We start from the raw sequence: 13397 nt of genomic DNA on the forward strand, positions 1-13397 counted from the left end.
CGGGAACTAGCGCGCCGTCGTCAGCTCACCGAAGGTGGCGTACCGGGCGTCGGAGCGCGCACCGTCCGCCCCGGTGTGCTTGTCGACCAGGATGACCTGCCCGATGAAGGGTTCGACGATGCCCACCATGCGGATCGGGGCGGCGATGATCAACTGGAAACCGAACTGCTCGAACGCGCGCAGGGACTGCGCCGAGAACCGTTCATCGGATTTGCTGAAGGCCTCGTCGAGCATGAGCGGCGCGAACGCCGGCTCGTTCGATCCGTCGATGCCATGGCTGCCGAGTGCGAAGCTCAACGCCGCGGCCAGGCAGAAGGCCACCAATTTCTCCTGTTCACCACCGGAATTGGTGGCGGTATTGCGGTAGGTCACCACCGCCGGCGCGTCGGGTTCGGCGCCGACCGCATTCTCCCGGCCGTAGAACGAATAGCCGGTGCGCACATCCAATACGTTCTCGGTCCACCTGCGCGACTCGGGGTCGTCGCCGGTCAGGCGCAACACCAGGCCGCGGATCCGCTTGAACTGTGCGGCCATCGCCTCGGGTTCGGCCCGTTTCGCGGCCGGCGCGTCGCGCACCATCTCGTCGACCAGAGTCGCGAACTCCGTGGCCTCCGGCGTCGGCCGTGCGGCGTACGCGATCTGCAGGTAGGTGCCCTCATTGAACTCCACCCGGCGCAGGCCGGCGTTGACGTCCGCGATACCGCGGGTGATCGCCCGGTGCGTGTCATCGACTTCTTTGAAAAGGTTCGAGACCGAGTGGCTGACGTCGGTGGTGATGAGCCGCCGGAACTTCTCCGTCGCGGCGGCCAGCCCGTGTGCGATCAGGTTCTCGTGCACCGCGACGAAGTCCGGTGCCGACGCCACAGCGGCCCGGAGCTCGGTGGAGGCATCCGGCCACTCGCGCAGGAATTGTTCGGCGGTGCGCACGATGCGGGTCTCCGCCGCATCGCGCTCGGCGGTCGCGGCGGCCTGTTGGCGTTCCAACTCGGCTCGCAGATCCGCGCGGATCTCGCCGTAGGTGTCCAGTGTCAGGCGGCGCCGCCGGGTTTCGTCGGCCGTGAGCAGATGCCACAGCGCGGTGTCCAGGAACTCCCGGTCCTCGTCCGTCAGTTTCGGGGCGCTCTCACCGTCGAGCTTCTCGAATTCGGCCAGCAGATCATCGAATTCGCTCCCGGCACGGTTCATCGTCTCGGTGAGCGCGCCGATCCGGGTCTGCGCCTCGGCGAGTTCGCCGTAGGCGTTGTCGGCCTGCAGCTCCAGCTCGCTCAGGTCGGCATTGCCCGACCGGGCGTCGGAGATCCGGTCGGCGAGGTCCTCGGCCTCGGCTTTCGCCGCCCAGTGATCGAGCTCCGACCAGGACGCGTAGCCGAGCACCCCCGTGGCCCCGTCGGCCACGGCCTTGTACTCGGCGAGGTCATCACGCAGCGTCGCCGACGCCTCGGCGGCTTTGACGTGCACCGACGCCAATTCGTCGCGGCGGCGCTGCAGCGCCTCGCGCTTGGACCCGGTATTTGTTCCCAGCACCCACTGCGACCGGTCGGCGACGGCGCGGCGGTCGTCCTTGCGGAACCGCCCGCCCGCTCCCTTGACCAGGCCCTCCGGCGTAACCGCCTGGTCGTGGTCCTCGAGCTCAGCGGGGGAGTCGACGCAGATGTGGCGGGCCGCCCGCGCCACCGCGCCCGCGAGCCACTGTCCGGCGTCGGTGCGCTCGTCGACGATGAGCTTGGTGGCCAGCGAACCCTCGACCGCGGCAGTGCGGTCGGGCCCCTCGACGACCTGGTAGGTGAGGACGCCCTGCACACGATGGGCGTTCACGTGATCGGCCACCGCGCGCTGGTGGCGCGCGGGCACCAGCAGCGTGGTGGCGAGCGGGCGCAGCACGCGCTCGGCGGCGGCGGCCCACGTCGCCTGCTCCGCGGGCTTCACATCGATCAACTCCGCCGCGTACGGGAGCTCCTCGGCGGGGACACCGGTGGAGCGGGCGATCACGTCGCGCTGGTCGAGTAGCGCGGGTGGCAGCAGCGATGCGCGCCGATCCAGCACGGCCAGCTCGTCGTCGACGGATTCGACGGCGCGCCGGGCGTCGGATTCGTCGGTGTAGGCGCTGTGGACGCGACCGGCGAGCGCCTCGGCGGCCTCGGTGGCGCGATCACGGATGCCCGGGACCTGTTCGCGCAGGGCCGCGAATTCCTCCGCGGACTCCGGCGCCCGCTCTCCGAGCTTCTCGACTGCGGTGGCGAACCGCTCATAGGCGCGCTGGCGGGCCTGGGTCTGCAATTCCCGGGACTGGAGTTCGGCCTCCAGGACACCCACTTCGCCCTGCTCCTGGCGCAGCCGGTGCAGCAGATCGTTGTAGCGCTGTTTGCGCTCTTCGGCCTTGTCCTCCCAGCGGGCGATCTGCGCGTCCATACCCGCGCGCTCGCCTTCGATCCGGTCCATCTCCTCCTGGAGCAACCGGAGCCGATGACCACGCAGATACGAGCGCACCGGGGCGCCCAGGAGATCGGCCGCGCGCGTCGTCCCGACGGTGGCGGTGCGGTACTTCTCGTACGCCTCGGGCATGGGGCGCAGCACCTTCTCCTGCGCCTCGGCGCGGGCGGCGGCACGGTAGGCCTCGTCGAGCTGGGTGAAGTTCTCCACCAGCCGCTCGGCGCGGGCGTAGGTCTGCGGCCGGTCCAGCATGTAGGTGCGGATGAAGGCGTCGAGATCGCCGACGTTCTTCATCGCCTTGGCCTTGCCCAGCAGGGCGAGCGCGGCCGACGAGGTACCGATGCCCACGCGCCGGCGCAGCGCCTCCTGGTAGGCAGCCTGGGTGTCGAAGGATTCGACGTCGGCATGGCGTGATCGCCAGCCGCGGGTGTCGAAGCCCGCAGTCGCCCAGTCCTGCAAGTCGAGCAGATCGAAGGGGCCCGAGTGCAGGTGGTACCAGGACTTCAGTGAGGAACCGTCGGTGCCGGAACCGGCGAACCACTTCACCGCCACCGCGGTGGTCACGGTGCCCGCGCCGTTGTCATAGGTCGCGGCGACCGCTGACCAGGTGGCCGAATCTCCGCGCAGATACTGCACCTTGGACTGCTGGTGCTCGTCATCGTTGACCGACCAGGCGCCGCGCACGTAGTCGGCCATCGATCGGGCGGCACGTTTGGCGCCCTTCGCCGTCATATCCGCCGAGGCGTTGAAGGACTGGTCGTAGGTGGGGAGCAGGACCACCGAGTGCGCGTCCATCAGCGAACTCTTGCCCGAACCCGAGGGGCCCGTGAGGATCACCCCGCGCTCGTCGATGGGGAAGTCCTTGTAGCCGTCGAAGGTGCCCCAGTTCACCACCTGCAGGCGGGTGAGGCGGTACTGGCCGAGGTGGCGTCGCGTCACTTCTGCTCCTCGGTCTCGGTATCGGCGGTGCTTTCGTCGATGGTGCCCTCGTCGGGTGCGGCGGTCTCGGCGAGATCGTGATCGGTGTTCGCCAGATCCCGGTAGGCGGCCGTGTACAGATCGACCTGTTCCGGAGTGAGCAGCGATGCGATCACCGCGTGCACGGCGTACCGGTCCGAGGTGCCCACCCGCCGGATCAGGCGGCGTGTCTCCAACTGGTTGATCGCGGCATCGGCCTTCTTCACGAACCCGGCCTCGTCGGTGTCGCGGGTGGGACGGAAGGAGAGCAGATGGTCGATCATCTCCTGCCGTTCCACGACCGCAGTCTCGTCCGGACTGGACAGGTGCTTCAGACGCAGGAACAGGGCGAGCACCGATGCCGCGAGCGACAGGCTCTGGGCACGCAGCAGGTTCCGCTGGCGCGGGTCGTTCTCGCTGACCTGCCGAGTGAAGGCGTGCTTGGTCTCGCGGTTGATCTCCAGCAGCAGGTTCAGCTCGGACAATCGGGACCGCAGCAGCGTCTCCTCCGCCTCGATCACCGCCCAGTTCTTCGACCGCGCGGACACGTGCGGCGCCGCGATCAGCTCTTGCAGGGCGTAGCACACCGAGTTGGGCAGCTGTGAGGTGTCGCCGTCGAACCGCGGCGCGGTGTCGGCGCCGCGCAGCGAACGCACCGCGTCCTCGTCGGCGATGGAGAAGTCGGCCAGGTCGATCTCGGGCAGTGCGCCCGCATCGATGTCCAGGGACTCGTCGGTCATGTCAGGCCTCCTGCTCGAAGAGCGTGGTCGGCTCGGGCGCGGCCGAGGACGGGGTCAGGGGCGGAAGAGCGGCGGAGAACACCACATGCGGGACGGTGAGCTCACGTGGCCCGCGGGCGGTGTGCGCGAGTACGGTCACGGGCCGGTCGGCATCGACGGTGCCGTACCGCGCCCCGAGCGACCACACACCCACCACATCGCCCGCGCGAGGCGCGTCGATGGCGTCGAGGACGTCGGTGAGCGAGGCACCGTCGGCGGCGGCGACGGCGGTGTTCACCGCGTTCGCGAGCGAGTCCCAGTCGATCGCTTCGCGCCCGATCAGCCGGGCCGGGTCGATGGTGAACTCACCCGACGTCTCACGGACCTCGGGCGGCAGGGTGACGATGCCGTCGTGGAATTTCAGTGCGCCCACGGACGTGGTGTCGACGGCGCTCATCGGCACCGCGAGCCCGGTATCGCGGCCGGCGGAGACGGTGTCGAAGGCCTCCACCGCGGCGCGCTGTGCCTCGGTGATCCGGGCCCGCAGCGACTGGTACTGGAGGAAGTCGCCGTCCTTGACGAAGGTGTTGATCCGGCGATACACCTGCCCGCGGATCTCGTCGACCCGCTGCACCTGCATCCACATCCGATCGAGGAAGCCGGTCAGGGATTCGCGCAGATCGTCCGGTAGTTCGACGCCGACGACCACCGCCGCCACCGAATCCTCCAGACGGCGGCGCAGCCGATGATCGGAGAGCAGCGTGTAGAAGGCGTCGAAGGCTTTGCCCTCGGGGGTGTTGGCCAGCTCGTCATGGCCGTCGAACAGGCGCTGGAGGGTGCGGGCGTAGGCCTCCGCCTCGGAGCTGTCGGCCGCATCAAGGCCGTGCGTGAGCAGGGCCCGGGTGTGTTCTCGCAGCTTCTCGCCGTAGCCGAGGATGTCCGCCGGCATCCGTTCCGCCAGCGAGCTGACGATCTTCAGATCATCGACGACCTTGCCCTGGTCGTATTCGGGGATCAGGCCCGCGCGCAGTGCCTCCCGGCGCCGGGTGAGCTCTGCGATCTGTTCGTCGAGAGCGCGCAGGTGATCGTCCGGGTCGGGGCTGACGGTGACCGCGACCGCGGCGAGCCTGGCCGTCACCAGTTCCAGAGCCGTTTCGGTGGCCACGTTCCGGTCGAGGGAGACCGCCTGCACCTGTCCGAGGGCGGTGGTGGCTCCTCGGGTGAGCTGGCAGACCTCGCGGTCCTCGTCGTCGAGGGTGCGGGAGACGAAACCGTTCTTCACCCACGTGTCGAGGACGTCGGAGCCGTCCGGGACCGGTCGGGCGCGGTCCGTGAAGTGCTGCGCGAGGGTCTGCAGGTCGACGGTGAGCGCATCGGCGAGCTCCTCGGCGTCGACGGGGCCCGTGCCCAGCCGGGCGGCCATCAGCGCCAGGTAGGCGACGGCGTTGGGGGAGCGGAGCAGGCGCAGCGCGACATCGTTGTCGGCGTTGTCCGTGAACGCGGCGTACAGCTCGGCGGCGGACTGCGCCATGTGTACCTCCCGATCGATGAGCGACGGCCCAGTCTAGCGGCGGTCCCGTCACCGGCGCGTGAGGTGTCGTGCACTCGGCATTCACGTCAGCCTCATAGCGTCGGCACCCATGACCCCCGGTCGCCTGATGCTCTCCGTCCTCACCCTGGTCGCCGTCGTCGCTGGAACCGCCGCTCCGGTGTCAGCAGCACCGCAGCGCACCGTCGACCTCCAGGCCCACCGCGGCGGCCTCGGCCTGACCACCGAGTCGACGCTCGCGGGCTTCGACGCCGCCATGCGGCTCGGCGTGACCACGCTGGAGCTGGACACACAGGTGACGAAGGACCGGAAGGTGGTGATCACGCACGACCGCAAGGTCGACGCCAAGAAGTGCACCGATACCGCGCCCGCGACACCGAGCGATCCGCAGTTCCCGTACGTCGGGAAGTACATCCGCGACCTTCGCTATGCGCAGATCCGCACCATGAACTGCGGCTACGAGAAGCTGGAGGGGCACACCACCCAGCGAGTGGTGGCCGGGGCCCGTATCCCGGAGCTGCGTGAGCTGTTCGATCTGGTGCGCTCGCGGAGGTCTGCGGTGCGGATGAACATCGAGACGAAAGTCGAGGCCGGCGCTCCCGAGCAGACCGCACCCCGCGGTGAGTTCGTCGGCGCCGTCGCGGGCGAGATCACCCGGTCCGGCCTCGCGGGGCAGGTCACGATCCAGAGTTTCGACTGGAACGCGCTGCGGGAGATCGGACCGCTGTTGCCGGGCGTCGGCCTGATCGCCCTCACCAACGGCGCGCAGTTCCTGCAGACCGGCGAGCCCGGGGCATCGCCGTGGTTGGGTCTGGACGTGGACCGATACGGCGGCGACTGGGTGCGCGCCGCCGCCGAGACCATCGCCGGGTTGACCGCCGTTTCACCGGTCCAGGGTAATCCGCAGGACGGGGGAGTCGGCGACCCTGGTTTCGTGCGCTTCACCACGCCCGCGCTGATCCGTCGTGCCCACGCGCTCGGGTTGAAGGTGATCCCGTGGACGGTGAACGACCCAGCGACCATGCGAGCCCTGCTCGACGACGGTGTGGACGGCCTGATCACCGACTACCCCGACCGTGCCCGCACCGTGTTCCGCGACCTCGGCATCGCATCGCCTGCGTCGAGCTAGCGGGAAGTACTGCGTCATCGGAGATTTCGTTCCACGCGGGATGCGATCGCGAAGACCTCGATTCGGCTACTGTCCCGTCATGAGGCTCGCGAAGCTGGTCCTTGTCCCCGCCGTCGCCGCACCCGCCGTGGTCGGCTGCTCTCTGTTCGGTCCGTCGATCGATTTCGACGCGCTGACCAAGCGGATCGCCCAGGAACTGTCCGCTGAGTACGTGAAGTTCGGGGTCAAGGTCGACGCGGTGGACTGCGACGAGTCGCAGCGACGTCCGAAGCCCGGCTCGCGGTTCACCTGCGATGCCCGGGTGCGCGAGGTGAGCGTGCCCGTGGAGGTCACCGTCAAGGACGACGACATGCGGGTCGACTTCGTGACCCTGCAGAAACTCTTCGACTTGGGCTCCGCCGGCCCGGCACTCGCTGCGAGGGTCTCGGAGCAGGTGAAGGCGCAGGTCGCCGTGGACTGCGGAACCGGACTCCGGGCGTTGCCGCCGGGCTCGACCTTCCGCTGCACCGCGCGTGATCAGGCCGGTACCGCAGCGACGCTCGTGTACACCGTGGGGCCGATGCGCGGCGAGGACCGGTGGGTGATCAAACCCTGATCCGCACGGGAAACATCGGTCGCATGTGCAACACACGACACAGTCGTGTATTTTTTCACCAGTAGACTCATATGTCACGGAGGACAACATGCGTGTCTCTGGCTTCATTCGTTCGATCTCGGCCCTGACGGTCGCCGTCGCGGCATCGACCGCGCTCGCAGTCGGCGCGGCCACGGCGGCACCGGCGGCGACGGCGTCGGTTTCCTCGTTGACCGACGAGGCCATCAGCAAGCAGGCGGCGGGTGACACCGCCGGCGCGCAGGCCGCGGTCAACCAGATGCCGGTCGATCACGCCCAGAAGGTGGTGGCTCTGATGACCAACGTCAACCAGGCGCTCACCTTTCCGCTCACCGATCAGGTGCCCGGCGGCGTCGCGGCGGGCAGCGCGATCGTGATCCTCGGCTTCGGCCTCGAGGACAACGGCGGCCTGCGACCGATCCTCGTCGAGCGGCTCACCAAGGGTCTCGCCGTCGCGCAGGCTTACCCTGCGTTCCCGGTGATCGTCACCGGGGGCAACCCGAAGGCGGGCAAGACCGAGGCCGCGGCGATGAAGGAATGGCTGATCGGTCAGGGGATCTCGCCTACCCGGGTCTATACGGAGAACGGCGCCGGCTCCACGCAGGGCAACGCGATCAACACTGCGGCGCTGATGCGGCAGAACGGGTTCGGCAACGGCGCCGTCCTGGTGACATCGGCTGATCACACCCGGCGGTCGGTGGCCGACTTCCTGGTCGCCGGGGTCACGCTGCAGGCCGTGGTGGCCTCGGACGCCAAGATCCAATCGGCACCGATGTCGCAGTCGGGCGTGCAAGCCGTCTACCGTGACGCCCGCGGTGTTGCGAAGATCTGATGACACGTTCGTGACGGTTTGAAAACGCCTCTGACCTCGTACAAGTATACAAAGGTAAACCTCGCCTATTGTCCGATTCGTCGGGTATGGTCCTGCCAACGCTCCACAGCGCGGGCGCGACGAAGGGAAGAGGCATGGGTGGTTTTCGACGGTGGGCGGCGCTCGGAGGAGCAGCGGTCCTCGCGGTGGGTTCGCTCACCGCGTGCGGTAGCGGATCGACTCCGGACGCGGGTACCTCCAGCGCTTCGTCGGCGGGCCCCACGATCACGCTGTACTCGGGCCGGTCGAAGGAACTCGTAGGTCCGCTGATCGATCAGATCAAGGGTGCCGTGTCCGTGAACGTCGCCTACGACAAGAAGGCCAACCAGATTCAGGAGGAAGGCAGCCGCAGCCCCGCGGACGTCTACTTCGGTCAGGACGCGGGCGAACTCGGTGCGCTCGCGAAGGCGGGGCTCCTCGAACCGTTGCCCAGTGACATCGTGGACAAGATCCCGGCGCAGTACCGCTCCGGCGACGGCACCTGGGCGGCGACCTCCGCGCGATCGCGCGTGCTGGTGTACAACCCCGCACAGCTGCCCGAAGCCGACCTGCCGACCGGGATCGACGGGCTCCTCGACCCGAAGTTCAAGGGCAAGGTCGGCTATGCGCCCACCAATGCGTCGTTCAAATCGTTCGTGACCGCGCTGCGGGTGCTCCGCGGCGAAGACGGCGCGAAGGCGTGGCTCCAGGGATTCCTGGCGAATGAGCCGAAGAAGTTCGAGGGCAACGGCAAGATCCTCGACGCGGTGAACTCGGGCACCGTGGCGTCCGGCCTGATCAACCACTACTACTGGGCGCAGGCCGTGCAGGAGAAGGGCGAGGCGGGCGTGCCGTCGAAGCTCACGTTCTTCGATAACGATCCGGGCGGTCTCGTGAACCTCGCCGGCGCCGCGGTGCTCAAGAGCTCCACGAAGAAGCCGCAGGCCATCGAGTTCGTGCGCCAGCTGTTGACGAACTCCTCGCAGGAGTACTTCGCCACCAAGACGGGGGAGTACCCGGTGGTCTCGGGTGTCCCGTTCTCGGTGCCCGGCCTGCCGCCACTGTCGGCCCTCACGCCGCCGAAGGTCGATTACGCGCAGCTCGCCGACACCAAGGGCACCGAGCGACTGTTTACCGAGGTGGGTGCGCTCTAACCCGGGCCGGCTCGCGCTCGGGCTGGTCGCGGCGGCCGTCGCAGGCTCTGTTCTGGTACCCGTGGCCTACCTCGTGCTGCGGGCGTCCGAGCTCGGGTTCGACGGTGCCCGTGCGCTTCTGATGCGTCCGCGCACTGCCGAGCTGGCCGGTAACACCGCTCGGCTCGCTGCGACGGTCACCGTCGCCGCGGGCGCACTCGGCGTGGGTACGGCATGGCTGGTGACCACACGGGTGGGACGAGGGCGATCGCTGCTTCTCGCGCTGCTCGCGGCGCCGCTCGCGATTCCCTCGTACGTCGCGGGGTTCGTCTGGACCCGGCTGTTCCCGGGGTTCGAGGGCTTCTGGGCGGCAGTGCTGATCCTGGTGCTGGCCTGCTACCCACTGGTCCTGCTACCCGCGGCGGCCGCCTTCGCCGGTCTCGGCCGCGACCACGAAGACGTGGCCCGCACCCTCGGTCTCGGCCCCATCGCGGTGTTCCTGCGCGTCACCGCACGCCGGGTGTGGCCCGCCTGCGCGGGCGGGTCGCTCCTGGTGGCGCTCTACACGATCAGTGACTTCGGAGGCCCGGCCGTGGTGCGCTACGAGCCGTTCACCGTCGGCATCTACAACGCGTACAACGGTGCGTACGACCGGAGCACGCCGGCGGTGTACGGCTGTGTTCTCGCGGTGGTCGCGATCGTCCTGGCGGCCGCCGAGCGCGGGGTGCGCCGCGACACGCCGCCGGCGGCGACCGTTGAACGTTCGCCGGCGCGCTCGGGCGCCGTCGCGGCGTGGGCGGTGAGCGCCCTCGTGCTGCTGGCCGGGATCGCCGTGCCGGTGGCCGGGCTGCTGCGCGAGATCAGCGAATCGACCCGGCTCGGCTTCACCACGCTGGGCGGTGTGCTCGCCTGGGCCTGGCCCGATCTGCGGGCCACCCTGGTGCTGTCGGTGACCGCCGCCGCGGTGATCGCCGTCGCTGCGCTGCCGGTGGCGGTGTACACGGCCCGGCCGCCCGGGCCCGGCGCCGGTCCGATCGAATCCCTCTCGTCCCTCGGGTATGCGCTACCCGGCGTCACCGTGGCGTTGGCGACCGTGTTCGTCGGGATCCGGCTGTTGCCGGACTGGTATCTCACCACCCCGCTGCTGATCGCCTGCTACGTGATTCTCTTCCTGCCGGTGTGCCTCGGCCCGGCCCGGCAGGCACTCGACGCGATACCGCCGCGGGTTCCGGACGCGGCGCGGACTCTGGGGGCCTCCGCGGTCGGGACGCTGGCGCGGGTGCGCCTGCCACTGGCCGCCCCCGGGATCGCCGCCGGCGCGGCACTGGCGTGCCTGTCGGTGGCGAAGGAACTCCCCGCCACGTTGATGCTGGCACCGGTGGGCACCTCGACACTCGCCACCCACATGTGGAGCCTGAACAACGACGTCGCCTACGGCCGCGCCGCAGTGCTGGGCCTGCTGCTGGTACTCGTCGCGTCGGTGCCCACCGTGGCATTGTCGATGCTGCTCACCCGGGAGGGAAGACGATGAACGACGCCGTCGTGGTGCGCGGACTGTCGGTGCGGTACGGCCGGACCGCGGTGCTCCGGGACGTCGATCTCACGGTGCGCCGCGGCGCCGTCACCGCGGTCGTGGGCCCGTCGGGCTGCGGAAAGACCACCCTGCTCCGGGCCATCGCGGGGCTGGAACGGGCCGTCGGCGGGAGTATCGAGATCGACGGTGCGGTGGTCGCGGCACCCGGGATCCACGTTCCGCCCGACCGGAGGAACGTGGGCCTCGTACCCCAGGAGGGCGCGCTGTTCGCCCATTTGACGGTGCGGGGGAACGTGGGCTTCGGTCTGGGGCCCCGATGGCGGCGGACACCGGGCCGCGAGGACCGCGTGACGGGTCTGCTCACCACGGTGGGCCTGGACGAGCTGGCCGACCGCCGTCCCGCGGAGCTGTCCGGTGGACAGCAGCAACGGGTGGCGTTGGCGCGTGCACTCGCGCCGCGGCCCACGGTGATCGGCCTGGACGAGCCCTTCTCGGCGCTCGACGCCGCGCTACGGAGCAGGCTGCGCGAGCACGTGAGCGCGACCCTGCGCGCGGAGCAGGCGACCGCACTGCTGGTGACGCACGACGCGGAGGAGGCGCTCGCGATGGCCGACTCGATCGTGGTGCTGGTCGACGGTGCCGTGCGCCAGGCCGGTCCTGCGGAGCACGTCTACACGTCACCGATCGACGTGGGAGTCGCTCGTCTGTTCGGCGAGGTCTCCGCTCTGCCCGGGACCGCGAGCGGCGATCACGTCGTGTGCGCACTGGGCCGGATCCCACTGCGGCACAGTGCGACCGGACCCGTCGAGGTGCTCGCCCGCCCCGGTGAACTCACCCTCATCGCCGGCGGTGCGCATCGGGTCCGCAGCGTCGGATTCCGGGGGGAGCACTGCGCCGTCACCGCCACCGTCGGCGAGACGAGGGTGCGGCTCGACGTGCCGGTGTCCGAGGTCCCGGAGCTCGGCGCCGCGGTCACGATCACGGCGGCGCGGCCCCTGCACGCCGTCGCCCCGCGCTGATCCCGCGGACTCCCGGCGCATGTCGGAGTGCTGTGCCACGGTAGGGGGCATGACCGAGTACACAGCGCCCGTCGGGGCACCCGTCTGGATCGATCTGATGAGCCGCGATGTCGATGCGGCGGTGGAGTTCTACCGGGCGGTGTTCGGCTGGGAGGCCGATCCTCCGCATCCCGACTTCGGTGGTTACCGGAATTTCCGCGTCAACGGCAATCTCGTGGCCGGGCTCATGGGAGCCACCGATGGCGGTGAAGGACCGGGCGACATGTGGTCGGTATACCTGCGCACGAACGACGCCGATGCGTCGATCGCCACCGCCACCGAGGCCGGCGCCGCCGTGATCGTGCCACCGTCCCCGGTGGGTGAGTTGGGACGGTTCGGCTTCGTGGTCGACCCGGCCGGCGCCGCGATCGGCGTCTGGGAGCCCGGCACCCATCCGGGCTTCCTCGAGCGCGGCGTGCCGGGTACGCCCTACTGGTTCGACTGTCAGAGCCGAGAGTACGGCGTGTCGAAGGACTTCTACCGCACCGTCTTCGGGTGGGAGTACGAGGAGGTCGGGACCGGGGGAGACGCGGACGCCGTGGGCCCGGACAGTTACGCACAGGTGCTGGTCCCGGCGGCGGACGGCACCAAGGAGGGCGTCGCGGGGATCATGGATTCGGCGCCGCTGTTCGCCTCCGGCGCGTATCCCGAAGGCACGCCCTCGTTCTGGCAGATCTACCTCGCGGTCGAGGACGTCGCGGCCGCCGGAGCCAGGATCACCGCGGCGAGCGGCACCGTGGTGCAGCCGGGCGAGGTCACGCCGTGGGGCACGCTCGCCGCCGCCACCGACGTCAACGGCGCCTTCTTCTGTTACGCCACGCCGCCGGCCGGGATGTAGCGGGAGTTCAGTCCTCGCGGCGGCGCACGCTCTCCTCGACCAGGTCGAGCACCGCCTCCAGGCCGTCCGTCGGGCGACCGGAGGAGAGGTGGGTGACCAGGCCGTCGAGGACCAGGTCGAGATAGCCGAGGATCACGTTCGTCGGCAGATCATCGCGCAGCCGGCCGCGCTGCTTCTGCTGCTCCAGGCGGCGCAATGTGGCAGCGGTCAGCTCGGCACTGCGTTCGGTCCATTGAGCCCGGAAGTCGTTGTCGTTCTTGAGTCTCCGTGCGATCTCCAAGCGGGTGCCGAGCCAGTCGAACCGCTCCGGATGAGCCAGCATGTCACGCATGACCTGCACCAGACCCTGCGTGGCGGCGATATCGGCCATGCGTTCGGCGTCTTCGCGGGCCAGTGCCAGGAACAGCGCGTCCTTGTCGCGGAAGTGGTGGAAGATCGCACCCCGGCTCAGACCGGTCGCGGCCTCGAGCCGGCGCACGGTGGCGCCGTCGTAGCCGAACTCGGCGAAACAGGTCCGCGCACCGTCGAGGATCTGACGTCTGCGCGCGGCGAGGTGGTCGTCGCTGACCTTGGGCACGAGCACTCCT

At 69.6% G+C, this 13397-nt stretch carries 11 protein-coding genes; 7 read left to right on the forward strand and 4 right to left on the reverse strand.

Annotation, left to right across the window (positions count from 1 at the left end; all coding sequences use genetic code 11):
- Positions 1-6 precede the first annotated feature (6 nt).
- The 3 genes from TPAU_RS10340 to TPAU_RS10350 are packed head-to-tail and all read right to left on the reverse strand — an operon-like array spanning position 7 to position 5637.
- On the reverse strand, positions 7-3369 hold the full coding sequence (locus TPAU_RS10340) for an ATP-binding protein (RefSeq protein WP_013126698.1): 3363 nt from the start codon (positions 3367-3369) through the stop codon (positions 7-9).
- Positions 3366-4127, reverse strand: a complete 762-nt coding sequence (locus tag TPAU_RS10345) for a DUF4194 domain-containing protein (RefSeq protein WP_013126699.1) — start codon at positions 4125-4127, stop codon at positions 3366-3368. The genes TPAU_RS10340 and TPAU_RS10345 overlap by 4 nt, the downstream gene beginning before the upstream one ends.
- Position 4128: 1 nt before the next feature.
- Positions 4129-5637, reverse strand: coding sequence for a DUF3375 domain-containing protein (locus TPAU_RS10350; RefSeq protein WP_013126700.1), 1509 nt, complete (start codon positions 5635-5637; stop codon positions 4129-4131).
- 109 nt (positions 5638-5746) lie between these two features.
- On the opposite strand from TPAU_RS10350, the gene TPAU_RS10355 reads away from it, so the two are divergent.
- The 7 genes from TPAU_RS10355 to TPAU_RS10385 all read left to right on the forward strand — a co-directional run bounded on the left by TPAU_RS10355 (position 5747) and on the right by TPAU_RS10385 (position 12810).
- Positions 5747-6784: a glycerophosphodiester phosphodiesterase family protein gene (locus TPAU_RS10355; RefSeq protein ID WP_013126701.1), complete on the forward strand. Its 1038-nt coding sequence runs from the start codon at positions 5747-5749 to the stop codon at positions 6782-6784.
- 79 nt (positions 6785-6863) lie between these two features.
- Positions 6864-7379 carry a DUF4333 domain-containing protein gene (locus TPAU_RS10360; protein WP_013126702.1) on the forward strand — a complete coding sequence of 172 codons (516 nt, stop codon included), beginning with the start codon at positions 6864-6866 and terminating at the stop codon, positions 7377-7379.
- An 88-nt stretch (positions 7380-7467) separates the two neighbouring features.
- Positions 7468-8229 (forward strand): YdcF family protein, encoded by a 762-nt coding sequence (locus TPAU_RS10365; RefSeq protein ID WP_013126703.1) that lies wholly within the window; start codon positions 7468-7470, stop codon positions 8227-8229.
- A gap of 134 nt (positions 8230-8363) precedes the next feature.
- Positions 8364-9401 (forward strand): iron ABC transporter substrate-binding protein, encoded by a 1038-nt coding sequence (locus TPAU_RS10370; protein WP_013126704.1) that lies wholly within the window; start codon positions 8364-8366, stop codon positions 9399-9401.
- Positions 9391-10911, forward strand: a complete 1521-nt coding sequence (locus tag TPAU_RS10375) for an ABC transporter permease (protein ID WP_013126705.1) — start codon at positions 9391-9393, stop codon at positions 10909-10911. Before TPAU_RS10370 ends, TPAU_RS10375 begins: the two co-directional genes overlap by 11 nt.
- Positions 10908-11933, forward strand: a complete 1026-nt coding sequence (locus tag TPAU_RS10380; RefSeq protein WP_013126706.1) for an ABC transporter ATP-binding protein — start codon at positions 10908-10910, stop codon at positions 11931-11933. Before TPAU_RS10375 ends, TPAU_RS10380 begins: the two co-directional genes overlap by 4 nt.
- Before the next feature lie 49 nt (positions 11934-11982).
- On the forward strand, positions 11983-12810 hold the full coding sequence (locus TPAU_RS10385; RefSeq protein ID WP_041944378.1) for a VOC family protein: 828 nt from the start codon (positions 11983-11985) through the stop codon (positions 12808-12810).
- 7 nt (positions 12811-12817) lie between these two features.
- Here TPAU_RS10385 and TPAU_RS10390 read toward each other — a convergent pair whose 3' ends face one another.
- On the reverse strand, positions 12818-13387 hold the full coding sequence (locus TPAU_RS10390) for a TetR/AcrR family transcriptional regulator (protein WP_013126708.1): 570 nt from the start codon (positions 13385-13387) through the stop codon (positions 12818-12820).
- Positions 13388-13397 lie beyond the last annotated feature (10 nt).

Source organism: Tsukamurella paurometabola DSM 20162, from assembly GCF_000092225.1.
Taxonomy (GTDB): Bacteria; Actinomycetota; Actinomycetes; order Mycobacteriales; family Mycobacteriaceae; genus Tsukamurella; species Tsukamurella paurometabola.

What these genes read in the sequence shown, in the direction of transcription:
- TPAU_RS10385 (WP_041944378.1), top strand. Translation starts at nt 11,983, where the DNA reads ATGACCGAGTACACAGCGCCCGTCGGGGCACCCGTCTGGATCGATCTG.
- TPAU_RS10380 (WP_013126706.1), top strand. Translation starts at nt 10,908, where the DNA reads ATGAACGACGCCGTCGTGGTGCGCGGACTGTCGGTGCGGTACGGCCGG.
- TPAU_RS10345 (WP_013126699.1), bottom strand. Translation starts at nt 4,127, where the DNA reads ATGACCGACGAGTCCCTGGACATCGATGCGGGCGCACTGCCCGAGATC.
- TPAU_RS10360 (WP_013126702.1), top strand. Translation starts at nt 6,864, where the DNA reads ATGAGGCTCGCGAAGCTGGTCCTTGTCCCCGCCGTCGCCGCACCCGCC.
- TPAU_RS10350 (WP_013126700.1), bottom strand. Translation starts at nt 5,637, where the DNA reads ATGGCGCAGTCCGCCGCCGAGCTGTACGCCGCGTTCACGGACAACGCC.
- TPAU_RS10370 (WP_013126704.1), top strand. Translation starts at nt 8,364, where the DNA reads ATGGGTGGTTTTCGACGGTGGGCGGCGCTCGGAGGAGCAGCGGTCCTC.
- TPAU_RS10365 (WP_013126703.1), top strand. Translation starts at nt 7,468, where the DNA reads ATGCGTGTCTCTGGCTTCATTCGTTCGATCTCGGCCCTGACGGTCGCC.
- TPAU_RS10355 (WP_013126701.1), top strand. Translation starts at nt 5,747, where the DNA reads ATGACCCCCGGTCGCCTGATGCTCTCCGTCCTCACCCTGGTCGCCGTC.